This is a genomic window from Rhizobium sp. BK512, from assembly GCF_014194915.1.
Taxonomy (GTDB): Bacteria; Pseudomonadota; Alphaproteobacteria; order Rhizobiales; family Rhizobiaceae; genus Rhizobium.
This window is the reverse complement of record NZ_JACIAS010000007.1, coordinates 136,305-155,530: the sequence shown is the minus strand read 5'-3', so window position 1 is coordinate 155,530 and position 19,226 is coordinate 136,305. Positions and strand designations below refer to the sequence as shown.

The window sequence follows — 19,226 nt, the reverse complement described above, 5'->3', positions numbered from 1 at the left end:
TATATGAAAATGCACGTGTTTACAGGGCGATTGCTTGGCCGGTCCCGTCGAAAAGATGCAGTTCATTCCTGTCGAACTGAAGGCTGATGGCCTCGCCGACGGTGAGCCGGGCATTTCCGGCAAGCCGCACCGTTACCAGCGCACCGTCGGAAAGGGCGACATAGGCGTAAGTATCTGAGCCCAGTCGCTCCACCACGTCCACCTTGCCGTCGAGATTACCCTGGCCGACAGCGGTCACGGTAATGTCTTCCGGCCGTACGCCAAGCTTGGCTGCATTGGCGGGCGCCGAAGCGAGGTCGAGGCGCCCCGAACTGGCCACGCGTAGTCCACCATTCACGCGTTCCGCGTCGAAGACGTTCATCTTCGGCGAGCCGAGAAATTGCGCGACGAAAAGATTGGCCGGCTTCTCGTAAAGATCGATCGGCGAGCCGATCTGCTGGATTTCACCGTCTTTCAAGACCACGATCTTGTCGGCAAGCGTCATCGCCTCGACCTGGTCATGGGTGACGTAAATCATCGTCGCTTTCAGCCGCTGGTGCAGCTTGGCGATCTCGATGCGCATTTCCGCGCGGAGTGCCGCATCAAGATTCGATAGCGGCTCGTCGAACAGGAAGGCGACAGGATCGCGCACGATGGCACGGCCGATCGCCACGCGCTGCCGCTGCCCGCCGGAAAGCTCCTTCGGTTTGCGGTCGAGATACGGTTCGAGCCTCAGCGACGCCGCCGCCGCCTGCACGCGCCGCGCAATCTCCGCCTTCGGCGTGCGCGCCACCTCCAGCCCGAAGGCCATATTGGCGCGCACGGTCTTGTGCGGATAGAGAGCATAGGACTGAAAGACCATGGACAGACTGCGGTCTGCCGGGCCGAGCTCCGTAACATCCTCGCCGTCGATCAGGATTTGGCCGGAGGTGGCCTCCTCCAGACCGGCGACGAGGCGCAGCAGCGTTGACTTGCCGCTGCCCGACGGACCGACGAAGACGACGAATTCGCCGTCTTCTATATGGAGGTCCAGTCCGCCGATGATGTCGAGTGCACCGAAGGATTTGCGGATCTTGCGAAGTTCAATGACGGCCATGTGCCAGTCTCCTCACGCCTTGACGCCGCCGGCGCCGAGGCCGCCTTGCCAGAAGCGTTGCATGACGATGAATGCGATGATGACGGGAACGATGCTGATGAGTGCGCCGGCCAGTACCAGCGTGAAGAGAGCCGCCCCGCCGCCCGAACCGACGGTCGCCGTCGCGTACCATTGCGCGAGCCCCACCGTGACGGGGAAATACTCGGCCGAACTCAGCACCACGAGCGGGAGGAAGTAGTTGTTCCAGGTCGCCACGAAGGAGAGGATCAGCACGGTGGCAAAGCCCGGCATCAGAAGCCTGAGCGTCAGCGCCGAGAAGATATGGAATTCACCAGCGCCATCGACTCGACCGGCATCGATCAACTCATTCGGAATTGCATCGTCGGCATAGACCCGCATGAGGAAGACGCCCGGGGGATAGACCAGCGACGGCAGGATGACTGCCCACGGCGTATTGACCATGCCGACCTTCGACATCAGCAGGAAGAGCGGCACGACCAGCGCCGTCTGCGGGATCATGACAGCGCCGAGGATGATCGCAAAGATCAGGCGCTTGCCGCGGAAGTCATATTTTGCCAGCGCATAGCCGGCCATGGTTGAAAACAGTGCCGCGCCGACGCCGGCAACCGTTGCATAGAAAACGGTATTGAGCAGCCACCGGGCAAAGATGCCACCCTGATAGGAAAAGACCTGGCGGATATTCTCGAAAAGCCGGAAGTCGCCCGAGAACCACAGCCCGAACGTGGTAAAGAGGTCGTTGTTCGATTTGGACGCCGCCACCAGGACGTAAAACAGCGGCAGCGCCGTATAAAGCCAGATCACGGCGAGGATTGCCGTCAGCGTCCAGCGATTGCGGCGAAAGGCCGAAGAGCGTTTCGATTTGCCGACGATGGTCATTTGCGGCCTCCGCGGTTGACGATCAGCATGAAGGCATAGGAGATCACCGCCGTGACGCCGCCGAGCACAAAGGAAACCGCAGCCGAATAGTTGTACTGCTGGTTGGTAAAGGCGAGCGTGTAGGCGTAGTAGTTCGGCGTAAAGGCATTGTTGATGACAGTGGGCGCCAGATTGCGCAGCAAATAGGGCTCGGAGAAGAGCTGCAGCGAGCCGATGATCGAGAAGATGATGGTGACGACGACCATCGGAGCGATCAGCGGCAATTTCACCCGCATCGCATAGGTAAAGCTGTTCGCCCCGTCCATGGAGGCCGCCTCTTCGAGATCGGCCGGAATGGCCTGCAGGGCGGCGTAGTAGATGATCATCTGATAGCCGGTATATTCCCAGTTCGCGATATTGGCGATCGACGGCAATATCGTGCTCGGCCCGAGGAAATTCGGCGGCGGCAGACCGATGGCCGTGGCAAGCTGTGTGAACGGTCCAAACGACGGGCCGTAGAGATAGCCCCAGATCAACGTCGCGATAACGGCCGGCACGGCATAGGGAATGAAGAAGCTGATGCGGAAAAAACTCTTCGCATAAACCGTGCCGCTATCGAGAATGAGAGCGATAAGTAGCGCCGCTGCCACCATGCCGGGGATCTGGATCAGCGCAAATTTCACCAGCACGATGACGCCCTGCCAGAATTTGGGATCGCCGAGCGCGCGCACGAAATTCTCCGCGCCGACGAATTTCGTCCCGGCAACCACTGTTGTCTTGTAGATTGCCAGCGTGAAGGCATAGGCCATCGGCGCGATCAGGAAGGCGATGAAAAGCAGTGCGAAAGGCGCGAGGAAGAGATAGGGCGCAATTCCCTTGCTCACCCGGTATCGCCGCTTGCGGCTTTTCAAACCGGCCATGTATCCGTCTCCGGCAGTTCAATGCGAAATGCGCCGGCATGGCGCGCGTGATGCAAAAGGATGCGGGAAGAAAATCCCGCATCCCCGCGGCTCATCCTTGGGAGACGGTGTAGCCCTGGTCGGAGCAATAGGCGCTGACCCCTTCCTGCAAGCGATCGAAGGCATCGCTGAGCGAGCCCTTGCCGCCGATGGAGGCCGAGAATTCCTGCTGCACCTGGGCAGCGAGATAATCCTGGAACGGCGCATACTGGAACGAAGAGTCGACGTGTTTGGCGCTTTCGGCGAAGACCTCGTTGACGGCCTGGCCGCCATAGAGATCGTACTTGTGGCCCATCAGCTCCTGATCGGAGGTAAGCTCCTTCAGAACCGGGAAGAGGAACTGCTTGGTCGTCCACATGCGCGCCACTTCCGGATTGCTGCCGAGGAAGACGGCAAGCTGCGTGGCTTCCTTCGGATGCTTCGTCGTGTTGAAGACGGCGAAGGTGGATCCGCCGAGATTGGCGGAGACATATTTGCCCTCTTCCCACTGCGGAAGAGGTGCTGCGCGCCAGTGGCCGTTGCTCTTCTTGGCAAACTGCGGAATGAAGACGGCGCCCCAGGCACCCGTCATCCACGACGCATAGGTGCCTTCATCGAGCCCGGTGAACCAGTCGGTGGTCCAGACCGGCGTCTTGACGCCGACGGCGTCGGCATCGATCAGGTCCTGCCAGAAGACGGCCCATTTCTTGGCGATCGCATCGTTGAGGTTCAGCTTGAGATCCGTGCCCTTGAGCTCGAAGGGCTTCCAGCCGGCCTGCGCGAGAAGTGCAATCACCCAGCCGCCGTCTGCCGTGCCGCCGAAATTGGTAAGGTAAGTGCCGGGCGCGGCCTTGGAGAGCGCCTTGGAGTTGGCGGAAAATTCGGCCCAGGTCTTCGGAACCGCAATCTTGTGCTGGTCAAGCACGTCAGCACGGTAAAGAATACCCATCGGGCCGGAGTCCCACGGAATACCGTAGACGGCATCGCCATCCGAAGCAGAAGCCCAAGTCCAGTCGATGAACTTGTCCTTGACCTCGTTGGCGCCATGCTGGCCCATATCAAGCAGCGCCTGCAGCTGGCGGAAACCCGGAATGTTCGTGAATTCGACCTGACCGACATCGGGCAGGCCGCTGCCGGCCTGGATAGCGTTGCGCAGTTTCACATATTCATCCGGGCCTTGGCCGGCATTCTCGAGCTTCACGCTGATATTCGGGAAGGCCTTGGTGAAGAGGTCGATCTCGCTCTGCGTGTTAGGCGTCCAGGCCCAGATGGTCAGCTCCACCTTCTCCTGCGCGCTCGCAACCGAGCCGAAGCCGGACATGGCGGCAGCCGTAGCACCGGCGCCGGCAGCCTGCAGAAGCTGGCGGCGACTGATCATCGCCTGAATGAATTCGCGTTTCATGTCGTCTGTCATGGAACTCCTCCTCCCGAAATCGACGGCACCGGACTGAGCGCAAACGCAATGCGCGGCCGCGGGACCATCCTTCTACAGGGCCGCAATTCTGCATGCGCAATTTGCGTTGTCAATTGCGCAAATTTCAGTTCTGTGCAAATTTGATTGCGCAATACATCGCCTCTTGCGCTGCGATAAGCTGCGGAGAGCTATTGAAAATGCGTGGCAAAGGGTGGATTTGTCGCGGGAATCCTCGTTTGATCGAAGGGTTCAGGAGGACAGGTAGTGAAGAAATCAGGTAAGCCCGACGCGAACCAAATTGCGATCGCAAAAGCAGCGGGCGTTTCCGTCAGCACGGTTTCGCGCGCACTGTCCGATGCGCGAGGCATCAGCGACGAGCGCCGCATGCAAATCCGCAAACTTGCGCAGGATGCCGGTTATCTCGGACGCGGACGCCAGCCGGCCGCGCAAATGCGCCACCTGCGCGCCTATGTGACGGGAAGCCTTGCCACGGGCGGCCTTGCGCCCTTCTACGAAGCTGTCATCGCCGGCCTGAAGAGCAGCGCCCGCGACGGCGGCTTCACGCTCTCCATCCGCATGGTGGACGAGACCTCCCTTGGTCCAGAGCGCATGCTGCGCGACCAGGAGAATGAAGAAGCGAACATGACGATCTTTGTCGGCATCGACCTCTCCGAAAATCTTGCATCGCATTTCCTCGATGGCACGCGCCACGCCGTGCTGGTCAATGGTTATGATCCCGCCATGCGCTTTGACTGCGTGGCGCCCAACAATTTCTTTGGAGCTGAACTCGCAGGCCGCACCCTGCTAAACGCGGGTCACCGGAATCTTCTTTATATCCATGATCATACGCGCTGGACGACGACCCAGCGCCGCCGCGGTTTCTATTCAGCGCTGGAAGCCTGTCCCGATGCGGTCTCTACGGCAATCAGCGTTGCTGGCGGCACCGATGCGGAATTGCTGGCTGAGGTGGAGAAGCGTGCCCGCGGCGAAGCCGGTTGGACGAGCGTTTTCTGCGCCAACGATATGGGTGCTTTCCGTCTCATGAACGCCCTCGGGGCGGCCGGCATTCCCGTGCCGGAAAAGATCTCCGTCATTGGTTTCGACGACCTTCCCTATGCCGCGCTCATGCATCCAAGGCTGACGACAATGCGCGTCGACTGTGCCGAGATGGCCCGGCAGGCCATCGGCCTTGTACAGCGGCGGCTTGCAGATCCCAGTGCCACGCCCCTGCAGATAGAATGCGGCGTCAACTTGCAGCGCGGTGAGACCGTTGCGCAAATTGCGCAAACTTGAGAAACATGCGTAATTAACTTGCGCAACTTGCGCATCCATGCGATCTGATGCGGGAGGCGGCTTGACCGCTCCGGTACTGCGCGAAGTTCTTCTTGGCGCAAGGGAGAGTGCAATTGCTTCAGGATGCTTCGATCGCAGAGAAAGCCCGCCCGGCCCTTGCTTTCGCCTTCGGACCCTTTGGCATTGAAAAGCTCTTTGCCGCTGCTGATACTGCCAGGCTGAAGCAGGCCTGCCGAATGCCAGGCGAATTGCCGATTGGCGATTTCTCTACCGCTGCAGCAAGGCAGATTCTCGCGGATGCGGAGATCCTCGTAACCGGTTGGGGCTGCCCGATGATCGATGCAGCGGTCCTCGACACTGCACCCAAACTGCGGCTGATCGCTCATGCGGCCGGGTCGGTGAAGCATTTCGTCGCGCCGGAAGTTTTCGAGCGTGGCGTGGTCGTTACCAATGCTGCGGATGCGAATGCCGTTCCTGTCGCCGAATTTACACTTGCCGCCATTCTTTTTGCGAACAAGCAGGTTTTCCGGTTTCGCCGGGACTATACGTCGAAGCGCAGCTTCATCGGCGTTTCCCAGCAGTATGAAGGCGACGCCGGCAATTGGGAAAAGCGTGTCGGCATCATCGGCGCCTCGCGCATCGGCCGTCGTGTCATTGAGCTTCTGCGACCGTTCGGCATCGAAATCCTGCTGCACGATCCATTGGTCGATGCGTCAGAGGCGCGCCGCATGGGCGCAACGCTTGTTCCTCTCGACGAACTGATGAAAAGCTGCGACACGATTTCCATCCACGCGCCGTTGCTCGCATCCACCCGCGGCATGATCGACGCCGGCATGCTGGCCCGCATGCCCGACGGCGCAACGCTGATCAATACCGCCCGTGGCGGCATTGTCGATAGCGCAGCACTGGAGGCCGAACTCGTCAGTGGCCGGCTCTGGGCAATTCTCGATGTGACGGAGCCGGAAACACCGCCGGTCGATTCCCCTCTTTATACGCTGGAGAATGTACTGATGACGCCACATATTGCTGGCGCCATCGGATGCGAGCGCCATCGTCTTGGCCGCCTCGTGGTCGAAGAGATAGAACGCTATCTGGCCGGCGAGCCGTTGCGCCATAGTGTTACCATCGAAGGTCTGCTGCATCAGGCCTAGAGCAATTCCGGTGAAAGCAGGCAGCGGTCTTACCTCCGGAATTGCGTGAAGACAAAGAGATAGAGAATTTTCGTAGTTCAAAAGAAAAAACGGAAACGCTCTAAAGGAGGAAGGATGAAGAAGGCGATCATCGTCTGGGGCGGCTGGGCAGGCCATGAGCCGGAACCATGCGCCAATATCGTCGGCGAGTTGCTGCGTGAAGACGGCTTTGCGGTCGAGATCACCAATGATCTCGACATCTTCGGCTCTCCGCAGCTTGCAAAAGCCGACCTTTTGGTCCCTGTCATCACCGGCGAGACGCTGGAAAAACCGCATGCCAATGCGCTCGTTGAAGCGGTACGTGGCGGGCTTGGCCTCGGCGGCCATCATGGCTGCCTTGCCACGTCCTTCAAGGAAAGCGCCCCCTTCCGCTACGTCTCAGGCGTCACCTGGGTCGCCCATCCCGGCAATATTATTGACTTCCGGGTCGCGGTGACGCGGCAGGACGATCCGCTGATGGAAGGCATCCCGGATTTCGACTACCGCTCGGAGCAATATTACCTGCACTACGATCCTTCGGTCGAAATCCTCGCCACCACAACCTTTACCGGCCAGTACGATCCGGCCGCGCGCAATATCGCGATGCCGGTAGTCTTCAAGCGGCACTTCGGCGAGGGTCGCATCTTCTATTCGGCACTCGGCCATGTCGCCGCCGAATTCAACCATCCCTACATGCCCCTCATTCTCCGGCGCGGCCTCAGTTGGGCCGCCCGACAGTAGTCGCCCATCAGCAGTCCCATTCAGCAATCGAGGACAAAGTCATGACCGTCCAATATCGCTTCATCGCGCCGCGCCTAGACGATCCGCGCCTTCTGCAGGATCGCCGCTATTCCATGCTGATCGATGGCAGGAGCGTTCCCGCCCAGTCAGGAGAGACGATCAACCGCGAAAGCCCTGCTCACCCCGGCCATATCGTCGGCGCCATTCCGAAAGGTTCGCGTGCCGACGCCGAGGCTGCAATTGCGGCTGCCCGCAAAGCCTTCGACCATGGCCCCTGGCCGAAAATGACCGGTGGCGAGCGTGCCCGCATCATGCGCCGCGTCGCCGATCTGATCGAAGCGAACATCGAGGAGCTTGCCACCATCGAGGCGCTGGAGGTCGGCAAGGCAATCAACCAGGCGCGCGGCGAGATGGGCTTTTCCGCGACGCTCTGGCACTATGCCGCCGGCCACGCACAGGGCCTGGAAGGCGAAACGCATAATGATATGGGCGCCAATACGCTCGGTCTCGTGCTGCGCGAGCCAGCCGGCGTCGTCGGCATCATCACGCCCTGGAATTTCCCACTGTTGATCGGCTCCGAGCGCATTCCCTGGGCGATCGGCGCAGGCTGCACCGTCGTCATCAAACCCAGCGAATTCACCTCGGGCTCGACCATCCGCCTCGCAGAGCTTGCCCGCGAGGCTGGCCTGCCGGACGGTGTGTTGAATGTCGTAACAGGCTTTGGCGCCGATGTCGGCCAGATCTTCGCCGAGCACCCCGATGTCGACATGGTCACCTTCACCGGTTCGCAGCGCGTCGGCCGCATCATCGGCGCGATTGCCGGCCAGAACATCAAAAGGGTCGGCCTGGAACTCGGCGGCAAAGGTCCGCAGGTTGTCTTCGCCGATGCCGATCTCGATGCCGCCGCCGCGAAGATTTCAGGCGGCGCCTTTCATTGCTCGGGTCAGGTCTGCATTGCCGGTAGTCGCCTGATCGTTCACGAGTCTGTCGCCGACAAGCTTCTGGAAAAGGTCGAGGCTCTGGCGGCAAGGATCGTCACCGGTGATCCGCTCGACGATTCCAGCACCGTCGGCGCGCTGATCCACAAAGCCCATCTCGAGAAGGTCTCCGGCTACGTGGCCGCAGGCAAGGCGGATGGCGCACAGATCTATAGCGGTGGCACCATTCTCGGCGAAGGCGGTGCCTTCTACGCGCCGACGATCTTCACCGGCGTGAAGCCGGATATGTCGATTGCTCGTGAGGAGATCTTCGGCCCGGTTCTTGCCAGCTTCCGCTTCAAGGATCCAGAAGAGGCAATCCGCTTGGCCAATGATACACCTTTCGGCCTTTCTGCCTGCGTCTGGTCGAGCAATCTATCGATTGCCCTGCAGGCGATCCGCCGTATCAAGGCCGGCCGTACCTGGATCAACGGCATGGGCGACGGCACGCCGCAAATGCCGATCGGCGGCTACAAGCAAAGCGGGATCGGCCGCGAGCTCGGTCGTCATGGTTTCGATGAATATTCGGAGCTGAAGAACGTCCACATCACGCTTGCGGATAGCCTGGCGCAATAATGCAAAAGCCGCCGGCCTGATGGTCGGCGGCTTATACAAGCTCGTATGAAAATCACTTTTGCCGCGCGGCCGGATTCAACCTAGCGGCCTGCCGTCTTGCGCTTACTGCTCTGATTATCCTGTGCGTCGGCCTCGTCATAGGTCCGCATCAAGCGCCCGGCTGCCTTCAGTTTTTCGATGAGATCACTGCCGTCGGCGGAAGCCTTGGTAGCTTCGAGCTGTTCGAACTCCCTGAGCGCCTGCGCCCAATGGCTCTCGCCCCGACCATGCGGCCGGCCTTCCTCTTCCCAGATGGCATATGCCCGCTGGTTGACCCAATCATCCCGATTACGATTCATTTCAAAACCCCAGCCAGCAAATATGTTCACGCAATGCCAATGGAAATAAAAGTGACAGCCCGGACTTTAGGAGTCGTTACTGCGGGATGTAATATTGCAGGATAAATTGCGTCGGAAAGAGTAGTATTTCAGTGGCTATAGTTAAAAGGGCGGAAACGTTTGTCCGCCCTTTTCCGTTCAAACAGCAATAGGCTCTTCAGCCGCTTCGCCGGCTTTGCCGACACCTCGTCCCATGAAAGTGAAAATGACGATTGCCGTCAGAACCGTGATGCCGGTTAGAAACCACAGAAGCAGGCCGAAAGCATCATTATAGGCATGGATGAGTTCCAGTTCGCCCATTCCGGAAAGAGCCTGGCTTGCACCCTTGAGATCGCCCGTCACCAGTCGCTGTGCCGCCACGATCGCTTCATGGCTTGTTCCAAGATAGGACTGCGTCAGCGCGGAGAGGACCGCACTCACGATGGCGAGCGCCACTCCTTCACCAGCGACGCGGGTCGTGCTGAAGATCCCGGTTGCCATGCCGGCACGCTCCTTCGGCACGACACTGACGGCAAGCCCGTCCATGAGACCCCAGGGCAGGCTGATGCCGATACCGATCGTCAGCAGGGGTGCAACAAGCGCCACATGGTCCGAACCGACGGGAATATGGGCGAGCCAGAAGAGACCGGCAGCCGAGATGACGAGACCGGCGCTGCAGATCGTCGCTGCCGGCAACCACCGGGTCAGCAACCCGGCCGCGATCGGCAGGATGAGAAGCGGGCCGGAAAGCGCGATCATCATCTGTCCCCCAGCAACCGCACTCAAACGCTCGATACCGACGAAACGCACCGGCAGCAGGATCAGCAGGACAACGAATGCATAGGCTGGAGCAGCCGCCAGGAGTTGCACGCCGACGAAACGGGGATACCGGAAAAGCGTTAGATCGAGCATAGGCCGCTTTACGAGGTGCTCGATGAAGCAGAAGAGAGCCATCAGCAGCGCCGAGCCCAGAAGGAGCCCAAGCGTAAAGGCATCGCCCCAGCCGCTCTCCGGCGCCCGCAGCACGCCATAAGTAAAGAGCGACAGAGCGAGCGTGAAGCTGATTGCGCCCGGCCAATCGAGCCCCCTTGCCTCGGGATCGCGGGTTTCCGTCAGGAATACCGCACCGAATATGAAAGCGATGATGGCGAGGCCAACAACGAGTGCGAAGATCGCCCGCCAACCGAAGGCTTCGATCATCATGCCCGACGCCATCGGTCCGAAGGCGAGGCCAATACCGAAACTCGCGCCGACGAGACTAAAGGCACGCATGCGTTCCTTTCCGTCGAACTGTTGCGCCAGCGATGCCATCCCGCCGGAGAAAGCCGCGGCCGAGCCGAAACCCTGGAGCGCGCGAAGGCCGTCGAACCAGACGATATCAGGCGAAAAGGCAAGCCCGCCGGAAAACAGGATGAAGGCGGCAAGGCCGCACAGGAAGATGCGTTTGCGGCCATAGCTGTCCGCGAGCGCACCGGCGGCCATCAGCGTGCTGCCAAAGGTCAGCATGAAGGCATTGGTGACCCAGTTGTGGGCAATGGGGCTGCCGCCGAGTTCGGCACTGATTGCCGGCAGGGCCACGGCGGGACCTGTAAAGGTAAGAGGCATTGCAGCAGCAGCCGAGCATACGGCAATCAGAACGAAGATTCTCTCCGCGATGCCGGTTGGTTTGGATTTATGGGTAGCAGTCATAAGATATCCGCTGGTTCGAGTGTGAGGACGCGCTTGGGAAGTTCGCGCAGGCAGGCATCGAAACGCCTGGACTTCGAATGCGGAAAGCAGCATAAATTGAGTGTAATTCTTCGATAACCTATAGTTTGTTCCGCCCATAGCGGAATAAATCGCTCGAAAGGATCTGCGGATGGATCAGCCTTTGGGTGGCCTGACAGCCTTCGTCAGAACCGCTGACCTTGGAAGTTTCGTTGCCGCTGGCCGCGCGCTTGGTCTCTCGCCCTCCGCTGTCGGCAAGGCCGTAACCGCGCTTGAACAACAGCTCGGCGTCCGCCTGTTCCAGCGCTCGACGCGGAGCTTGCGGCTGACGGAAGAAGGTCGCCTGTTCCATGAGCGCTGCCGGCGCATCCTTGATGACCTGGAAGATGCCCAAGCCTCGCTCGCTCAGGCGGTTGCGACCCCTCGAGGACGGTTGCGCGTGAGCGTACCGCTGGTCAGCTACCATCTGATCCTGCCGATCCTGCCGGAATTCGTGAACCTCTACCCGGAGGTCGAACTCGATCTCGACTTCAACGACCGGATTGTCGATCTGATCGAAGAGGGCGTCGATGTCACCATCCGCAGCGGAACCTTGCCGGATTCGCGGCTGATGTCGCGTGCACTTCGCCCGTTCCAGCTCCTGCTATGCGCGGCTCCCGCCTATCTTGAAAAACACGGCACTCCGGATTGCCCACGTGACCTGGAAGGTCACTTAGGCGTCCGCTTCCGATTCCCCAATTCCGGAAAACTGCAGCCCTGGCCGCTCAGCCTCACCGCCGACCACCCGGAAATCAGAACCCGCACGGTGCTGACCTGCAACAACATGGAAGCCCTTCGCGGCGCCACAATCAGCGGCATGGGCATCGGCTGCATGCCGGATTTCCTCGCCCGCGATCCGCTCGCCGATGGCAGGCTGCGCACGGTGCTCGATGCCCATATCGATGCCCCCGCCCAGTTCCACCTGCTCTGGCCATCCAACCGGCACCTTTCGCCCAAGGTCCGCGTGCTTGTCGATTTCCTCAGCGAAAAGCTCTTTTCCGATCGTTGCGAGAGCCTCCCTCTTACACGCCACGCTTGATAAAATCATTTAGGCCCTGAATGCGCCATACATACCTACGGATTCATTCGCCGAATAAAATTTCAACTAAAAACTGAAACCTGGACTTGAAAGCACAAAAGCAGTGCTTTATGTTTAAAGGCATGGCCCAAACCGCTCACACATCGATTTTGCGCTATGACCTTTCGCCTGACCCTGAGGCAAAACAGGCTCTGGACGAGACCTTTGCCGCCTACGCAAAAATGCTCGCCATGCTCGACGAGATGCTGACGGAAGAAGACGGAGCCAATCTCGTTACGCTTCACGAACTGGCGTATGAGACCGTTCGGGAGAAAACCGGTCTGCCGGCTAGGCTGGTCACCCTCGGTCTGCGCGACTTCGCATCCAATCGCAACCATCCGATATCACCGGCAAAACTGCCTCTGGATGAAAAACTGTTCTCGATAAAGGGACCCGCAACGCTGTCACTCGCGACCGTTCGTGGCCGAATGATCGTTCCTTACGACGTGGCGGGCTATTCGAACGGGTCGATCAACATCTTTGCGGCTCAACTCGTTGCCACCAACGGTGCCTTTCAGATCGATATCGGCGTCACTCCGCATGCAAACCGAAGGGAGATCAATATCATGACAAGTGAAGGGATATTGTCGCGCGTAGGTCGCCTTATCGCCGGACTTGCGAATGCTGCCGTCGACAAGGCCGAAGGAGCAAACAAAATCGCGGTCGTCGAACAGGCGCTTCGTGACATCGATTCTGCTGCCGATGAGGCCCGTGTGGACCTCGGCAAATCACGGGCGGAAGAATATCGCATCCAGACCCGACGCAGCGAGATCGAAGCTGATCGGCGCGCCCTCGATGACAAGATCCGCACAGCAATGTCGGCCAATCGAGATGACCTTGCGAAGGCGGGCGTGGCAAGACAGATCGATCTGGAGGCGCAGCTTGCTGCACTCGACAATGCCCTATCGGCCGCCAGAACACAGCTGGATGAGGGCCAGCAAGCGCTTCAGGCAATCCTGGCGACACGCCGTGAGGCACAAGAGAAGCTGGCCGCTTTGAAGCGTAGTCTTCAGCATCTACATGAGGCTTCCGACACTGCAGCCGGCCGAAACCGGCCGACTGACGGGGCAGCCCGCGCGGCCGCGGCCGTCTCACGCCTTACGGGAGTTCCGTCAGAGAATAAGGCTGCAAGCGCGGAACTGGATGAACTTGACCGTCTGCATCGGGAACAGGCAATCGAAGCCCGGCTCGCCCAGCTCAAGGCCGGCCAGAATTAAGCGCCGATGGATCTTTTCCTCGACCCTCACTCCACCCCCTTTGCGGTTGCGGCAATCATACTGGCTGCACTAACCTTTCTGGAAATGTGCTGCCTTTTGATTGGGTTTTCGCTCAGCGAGCTGATCGGAAAGGCATTACCCGACGATCACGGCAGCGGCGTGTCGGGGCTTCTGTCATGGCTCAACTATGGTGGAGTTCCGGTTCTGGTGCTGCTGATGCTGTTTCTCGGCATGTTTGCCATAAACGGCTTTGTTTTCCAGGCGATTGCCCGAACCCTTTGGTTGCCTTTGCCGACACTCGCGGCTGCGGTGCCTGCTTTTCTTGTCGCGATCCCTGAAGTCCGATCTCTGACCAGGATCGTCGGGCGGCTCGTACCACGTGATGAGACCTATGCCGTTGACCTCGCCGAATTCATTGGAAGGACTGGCGAAGTGACAGTCGGCCCGTTGGATCAAGGGCTGCCCGGCTGTGTTCGCATTAAGGACCGGCACAGCAATTGGCATACGTTCAGGGCTAGAGCCGCGCCGAACGAACGACCCATGGCGATCGGCGCCCAGGTCCTCATTGTCGACCATAAATCCAATGTTTTCATAGCCATCACTCCGCCGTCAAACATGCTGAAGGCGCCAGATACATATACCGGGGAATCACCATGATATTCGATCTGCTATTGCCGGCCATTATCGGCCTTGTGCTGATACTGGGCATCGGCCTGGTTTTCGCAACACTCTACACTCGATCCAGCCGGGACGAGGCCTATGTTCGCACCGGTCTCGGCGGCCAGAAGGTTGTCCTTGATGGCGGCTCGGTCGTCCTTCCGATCTTTCAATCGATAGCGCGCGTCAATCTCAAGACGCTGCGGCTTGAGGTACGGCGCGGCGAAGGTGACGCACTCATTACCAAGGACCGTATGCGGGTCGATATCGGTGCGGAATTCTATGTGCGCGTCAAACCCGACGCCTCATCGATCGCGCTCGCTGCGCAGACCCTCGGCAATCGCACCAACGATGCGGAACAGCTTCGGATTTTGATCGAGGCGAAATTCGTGGACGGTCTTCGCTCTGTCGCCGCCACCATGAACCTCGATGCGCTGCAGGAACAGCGCATGGATTTCGTCAAGGCGGTGCAGGAGGCCGTCGGCGCTGACCTGCAATCGAACGGCCTCGAGCTGGAATCGGTCTCCCTGACCCGCCTCGACCAGACCGACATCAAGCATTTCAATGCCAACAACTTCTTCGATGCGCAGGGCCTTGCAACGCTGACCCGCATCACCGAAAGCCGCAAGAAGGAACGCAACGAGATCGTCCGCGATACGGAAGTCGCCATCGCCCAGAAAGATCTCGAAGCGCGCCAGCAGTCACTGGCAATCGAGCGCACCAAGCGCGAAGCCGAGCTCAACCAGGAGCGTGACATCGCCAATAAGTCGGCCGCAACGCGCGCAGAAACCGCCCAGCAGGAGCAGGCTGCCAAGCGCGCGGAAGAAGAGGCCCGCATCACCACCGAGCAGGCGATTGCCGAGCGTGAGGCCCTCGCCAAGCAGGTCCGCGAAAGCGCGAATATCGACGCATCCCGCGCCGTGCAGCAGCGCGATACCGAAGCCCGCCGCGACCTGCAGATCGTTTCACAGGAAAGCGCCATTGCCGTCGCCACCAAGAGCCGCGAGGAGTCCGAAGCCAAGGCTAAGGCGGAACAGGCAAGGGCCCTGGCTATCGCAGCGGAGGAAAAGGTTTCGACCGCAAAGGCCGTCGAAATTGCCGAACGCGAACGTCAGATCGCCGTCATCGACGCCCGCAAGAAGGCGGAAACCGACGCGACGGCCGTGACCGTCGGTGCCGAAGCTGAAAAACAGGCCGCAGTCGACCAGGCGGACGCCATCAAGACGCTCGCGGTGGCAGAGGCAGACGCCGCGGTCATCAAAGCGAAGGGCGTTCTGGAGACCGGCAAGGCGGCGGCCGAAAGCGAAGCCCTGCTGAACGAAGCACGCAACCGGTTGAGTGCGGCGATCATCGACTACGAAATCCTGCGCGAGCGTATCCGTATCATCCCGCAGGCGCTGGCTGAGGCGGTGAAGCCGATCGAGAAGATTTCCGATATCCGTATTTTCGACACCGGCGGCATGCTGGGACGCGGCGGCGACGCCCGAAGCGGAAGCATAGGGCTCGGTGACGGACTTGCGGGCCAATTGCTGAATTATCAGGCCAACAAGCCCGTCCTCGACCAGCTTCTGAAAGAAGCGGGCTTTGCTGGAGACAACGCGGTTTCTTCGCTGCTCGGAAACCTCCAACCGAATTCGGCTGCCCGGCAGGAACCCGCTGACCTCGATGTTGATCTAAAAATCGACGACCTGTATCCGCCGAGATAAATCTAATATCCAAAACCCAAAAGGGCGGATTACTCCGCCCTTTTTCTTTGTACAGGCCACATCTGCGCACATCCGGACTACCGGCGCTTCTTCCGCCAAGGCGCGTTTTTCTGCCAGTCGCCCGCCATGATGTTTCCGTAAGGAATCACCTCGTCGACCACCTCGGCAAGACCGTACTGTTCGATCTGCGCCCGGACATTGGCAGCCGATTTGTAGGCACCCGGCAATTCGGAAATATCCGCGAAGCCGGAGAAGAAACGCGCGTCGATCCCAGCCGCTTCCTTCGCCAGAATATCGGCGATGTTGTTCGGGCTGAGCCCGCGGGAGTCGGCACCGTATTCTTCTGCAAGACGCCGCAGATGGGCGCTGCGCGAGAAGTTACGGCCGGCACCGTGCGGTGAGAAGCCCAAGCCATGCGCGGCATTCGAACCGCGAACGATGAGGATCGGTTCCGCCATGTTGAGCGGAATGATCGTCAGATCCGTTGCATCTGCCGCCCATTTGTCGAACGCCGGGGTCGCACCTTTCCCGTGATAAAAGAGGCCATCGGACTTCCTGAAAACGAAGTTGTGCTCGTTCCAGAAGCGATCAGCGACCTTGGCGGAGAGATTTTCCGCCGCCATGTCATGGATGACATAATGGTTCTCCTTCGTCCACTGACGCACCGTCTGAAGTGCCGCCCAGTAGAGTTCTGCCTCCTCGGTATCGCTGGGAATCCAGGCATTATCGCGCAGCGTTTCCGGCGAGATCTGTTCGCGGAAGCGGTTTGCAACCTTCATCCCACGATCATAGAGACGCGCACCCGGGGCCCGTGAACCGTGATGGGTCACGAGAGCCGTCTCGCCGGTCGATTTCATCGTTCCGACATAGGCAAAGTGGTTTCCGTCACCCTGCGTCCCGAAGTGTTCAATTCCCGCGCTGAACGCACCATCCTTCAAATACGGATTCTGCTGAAAAGCAGAAAGCGTGGCTTCAGACGGCTTGATCTGCGCACCGCGTGGACGGCCACCCGGACCGAAATGCGTCACGGCATGAACGGCATCCAGCAGCGATTTCGGATCGACGCTCGGAAAGATAGAGATCGCCATCGAGCAGCATATATCCGCAGAGTGCATGCCCGGATGGATTCCTTCCGATGCGACGACACCGCCGACCGGAATGGTTCCAACAGGCCCGGCCGGGCAGGCATCCGGCATGATTGCTGCCGCACGGATGACGGGCGTGCGGACAAGCTCGCGCATCGTCGCATTCACCTTCTCGACATTGTCCTGCTCGCAAGTGTTTTCAGCGCGGATGTTCGAATAGATCTCGATGTCGCCAGACGTGCGCAGCGCGAGCGTCGGCCCCGGCTGGAATGTCCGCGCAGCCGCCATCGCCTCATCCATCGAACCATTTTCGCTCAGAACCTTATTGGCAGCATCGAGCGCCGGGCGAAACCACTTGCCCTGCAGCATGCCTGCGTCGATCAGATCCTGTCCGCTTACGACTTTAACCATTATCTTTTCTGCTTCTGCAGTCCTTCTATTCGTTCGTTTTTCCACACCACCCAGGCGACGATCTTTTCGCATCAGACTTTAACCAAAGGCGTGTCACGCAAAGTGACGCCGGATACAATTCAAGTGGTGTGCCAATTGGACGCCCAAAGCACAGAAACAGCAGAAATTTACTGCTATCCAATTGTTTTAAAACGGATAAAAACTTCGGAAAGATCTTTCAGCCTAGAATTGCGATTTCATTCGAGTTTTCATATCTTATCTCAAAATATAAAACCTTATAAAATTGGATAGCCCATGAAACGTCGAGTTGCCATCAGCATCCTTGGAACGACGCTTGATCTCGGCCGCCACGAAGAGCGCTGGACCCGATGGCGGCCGAACGTTGGTCTGTGCCGGCAGCCCGGAATGTTCATCGATCGCCTTGAGCTCATTCACGACAACCATTCGGAATGGCTGGCAAAAGGGATTATTACGGATATTGAAACCGTCTCACCGGCAACCGAAGTCCGCCAGAACATCATCAATCTCAGGGATCCCTGGGATTTCTCCGAGGTCTATACGAGCCTACGAGACTTTGCCCGCAACTATAATTTCGATCCGGAGAGCGAGGATTACCTCGTCAATATCACTACCGGCACGCATGTCGCCCAGATCTGCTGGTTTCTGCTGACCGAGGCGCGGATAATTCCAGGCCGCCTTTTACAGCTCTCGCCGCCGCGCGGCCGCGAACCGGATCGGGACTTTGCAGGCACGCACGCCATTATCGATCTTGATCTCTCACGATACGATGAAATCGCTAAGCGTTTTGCCTCGGAAAGGGCCGATGCCACCTCCTTCCTGAAATCCGGCATTTCTACGCGCAATGCCGCCTTCAACCGGATGATCGATGAAATCGAACGCGTCGTCATCCGCTCGAGCGCACCTGTGCTGCTCACAGGGCCGACAGGCGCCGGCAAATCGCAGCTTGCCAAGCGGATCTACGAACTGAAAAAGGCCCAGCGTAAGGTAACCGGACCTTTCGTCGAGGTGAACTGCGCGACGTTACGCGGCGACCAGGCCATGTCCACCCTCTTCGGCCACGTCAAAGGCGCCTTTACCGGTGCCGCCGGCGAACGAGCGGGTCTCTTGAAATCCGCCGACAAGGGCGTTCTCTTTCTGGACGAGATCGGTGAATTGGGTGCAGATGAACAGGCCATGTGCCTGCGTGCCATCGAGGAAAAGCGCTTCCTGCCGGTTGGCGCGGACCGAGAGGTGTCCGCCGACTTCCAGCTCCTCGCCGGCACGAACAGGGATCTGCGCGAAGCCGTGCAGAAGGGGCAGTTTCGCGAAGATCTCCTTGCGCGATTGAACCTCTGGACATTCGGGCTTCCTGCCCTGCGCGAGCGCCGGGAAGACATAGAGCCCAACCTCGAATTCGAGCTGCGGCGTTTTCTAGAATTGGAAGGTCAGAACATCACCTTCAACAAGGAGGCTCGCCAGCGCTACCTTTCCTTCGCAAACAGCCCAGAGGCTCTCTGGAGCGCCAATTTCCGCGATCTTTCCGCCTCGATCACCCGCATGGCGACGCTTGCCCCACAAGGACGGATCACCGTGGAAGCGGTCGAGGACGAAATTCGCCGACTGAAAGCCTCATGGAGGAATTCGGCCCAGAGCCTGTCGAATGACGATATTCTCATCGAGGTCCTCGGCCGAGACGCGGTCGCCGGGCTCGACCTTTTCGATTCGGCCCAGCTTTCAGCCGTCGTCCGCATATGCCGGGAACATGCTAACATCAGCGCCGCAGGCCGAGCCCTGTTCGCAAGCTCACGCCTTGAAAAAAAGAGCAGTAACGACGCAGATCGCCTGTCGAAATATCTGGCGCGCTTCGGATTGAGATTTGAAGACGTCCGCACGGCGCGTTGAATGCCGGGA

At 59.4% G+C, this 19,226-nt stretch carries 16 protein-coding genes; 9 read left to right on the top strand and 7 right to left on the bottom strand.

The genetic code is table 11. The annotated features are described in order from the left end of the window. Nucleotides 1-19: 19 nt before the first annotated feature. The 4 genes from FHX06_RS24130 to FHX06_RS24115 form a co-directional block, all read right to left on the bottom strand. Nucleotides 20-1,075 (bottom strand): ABC transporter ATP-binding protein, encoded by a 1,056-nt coding sequence (locus FHX06_RS24130; protein ID WP_113209780.1) that lies wholly within the window; start codon nucleotides 1,073-1,075, stop codon nucleotides 20-22. 12 nt (nucleotides 1,076-1,087) lie between these two features. After that, complete coding sequence (locus FHX06_RS24125; RefSeq protein WP_112970723.1) at nucleotides 1,088-1,972, bottom strand: carbohydrate ABC transporter permease; 885 nt, start codon at nucleotides 1,970-1,972, stop codon at nucleotides 1,088-1,090. After that, on the bottom strand, nucleotides 1,969-2,871 hold the full coding sequence (locus tag FHX06_RS24120) for a carbohydrate ABC transporter permease (RefSeq protein ID WP_112970722.1): 903 nt from the start codon (nucleotides 2,869-2,871) through the stop codon (nucleotides 1,969-1,971). The genes FHX06_RS24125 and FHX06_RS24120 overlap by 4 nt, the downstream gene beginning before the upstream one ends. Before the next feature lie 91 nt (nucleotides 2,872-2,962). After that, nucleotides 2,963-4,303 carry an ABC transporter substrate-binding protein gene (locus FHX06_RS24115; protein WP_183881146.1) on the bottom strand — a complete coding sequence of 447 codons (1,341 nt, stop codon included), beginning with the start codon at nucleotides 4,301-4,303 and terminating at the stop codon, nucleotides 2,963-2,965. A 264-nt stretch (nucleotides 4,304-4,567) separates the two neighbouring features. On the opposite strand from FHX06_RS24115, the gene FHX06_RS24110 reads away from it, so the two are divergent. From FHX06_RS24110 to FHX06_RS24095, 4 genes are all read left to right on the top strand, one after another. Then, nucleotides 4,568-5,596, top strand: a complete 1,029-nt coding sequence (locus FHX06_RS24110; RefSeq protein WP_183881144.1) for a LacI family DNA-binding transcriptional regulator — start codon at nucleotides 4,568-4,570, stop codon at nucleotides 5,594-5,596. 113 nt (nucleotides 5,597-5,709) lie between these two features. Next, a complete protein-coding gene (locus tag FHX06_RS24105; RefSeq protein WP_246715626.1) occupies nucleotides 5,710-6,747 on the top strand; it encodes a hydroxyacid dehydrogenase in 1,038 nt (345 codons plus the stop codon). Between the two features lie 114 nt (nucleotides 6,748-6,861). Further along, nucleotides 6,862-7,506 (top strand): ThuA domain-containing protein, encoded by a 645-nt coding sequence (locus FHX06_RS24100; protein WP_112544877.1) that lies wholly within the window; start codon nucleotides 6,862-6,864, stop codon nucleotides 7,504-7,506. Between the two features lie 41 nt (nucleotides 7,507-7,547). After that, entirely contained in the window at nucleotides 7,548-9,059 is a 1,512-nt protein-coding gene (locus FHX06_RS24095) for an aldehyde dehydrogenase family protein (protein ID WP_246715625.1), read from the top strand. 80 nt (nucleotides 9,060-9,139) lie between these two features. Here the strand turns inward: FHX06_RS24095 and FHX06_RS24090 are convergent, their stop codons facing one another. Continuing rightward, nucleotides 9,140-9,397: a DUF2934 domain-containing protein gene (locus tag FHX06_RS24090; RefSeq protein WP_183881142.1), complete on the bottom strand. Its 258-nt coding sequence runs from the start codon at nucleotides 9,395-9,397 to the stop codon at nucleotides 9,140-9,142. A 177-nt stretch (nucleotides 9,398-9,574) separates the two neighbouring features. Next, the gene (locus FHX06_RS24085; protein ID WP_183881140.1) at nucleotides 9,575-11,104 is read right to left on the bottom strand and encodes an MFS transporter; all 1,530 of its coding nucleotides are present in this window, start codon (nucleotides 11,102-11,104) and stop codon (nucleotides 9,575-9,577) included. Between the two features lie 169 nt (nucleotides 11,105-11,273). On the opposite strand from FHX06_RS24085, the gene FHX06_RS24080 reads away from it, so the two are divergent. From FHX06_RS24080 to FHX06_RS24065, 4 genes are all read left to right on the top strand, one after another. After that, nucleotides 11,274-12,200 carry a LysR family transcriptional regulator gene (locus FHX06_RS24080; RefSeq protein ID WP_183881138.1) on the top strand — a complete coding sequence of 309 codons (927 nt, stop codon included), beginning with the start codon at nucleotides 11,274-11,276 and terminating at the stop codon, nucleotides 12,198-12,200. A gap of 110 nt (nucleotides 12,201-12,310) precedes the next feature. Further along, the gene (locus FHX06_RS24075) at nucleotides 12,311-13,456 is read left to right on the top strand and encodes a PspA/IM30 family protein (protein WP_113209783.1); all 1,146 of its coding nucleotides are present in this window, start codon (nucleotides 12,311-12,313) and stop codon (nucleotides 13,454-13,456) included. Between the two features lie 6 nt (nucleotides 13,457-13,462). Next, nucleotides 13,463-14,113 carry an OB-fold-containig protein gene (locus FHX06_RS24070; RefSeq protein ID WP_113209784.1) on the top strand — a complete coding sequence of 217 codons (651 nt, stop codon included), beginning with the start codon at nucleotides 13,463-13,465 and terminating at the stop codon, nucleotides 14,111-14,113. Then, entirely contained in the window at nucleotides 14,110-15,819 is a 1,710-nt protein-coding gene (locus FHX06_RS24065) for a flotillin family protein (RefSeq protein WP_113209785.1), read from the top strand. Before FHX06_RS24070 ends, FHX06_RS24065 begins: the two co-directional genes overlap by 4 nt. Nucleotides 15,820-15,896: 77 nt before the next feature. Here the strand turns inward: FHX06_RS24065 and FHX06_RS24060 are convergent, their stop codons facing one another. Next, nucleotides 15,897-17,315 (bottom strand): RtcB family protein, encoded by a 1,419-nt coding sequence (locus tag FHX06_RS24060; RefSeq protein WP_183881136.1) that lies wholly within the window; start codon nucleotides 17,313-17,315, stop codon nucleotides 15,897-15,899. A 294-nt stretch (nucleotides 17,316-17,609) separates the two neighbouring features. Here FHX06_RS24060 and rtcR point away from each other — a divergent pair, with 294 nt between their 5' ends. Beyond that, on the top strand, nucleotides 17,610-19,217 hold the full coding sequence (rtcR, locus tag FHX06_RS24055) for an RNA repair transcriptional activator RtcR (protein ID WP_113209787.1): 1,608 nt from the start codon (nucleotides 17,610-17,612) through the stop codon (nucleotides 19,215-19,217). Nucleotides 19,218-19,226 lie beyond the last annotated feature (9 nt).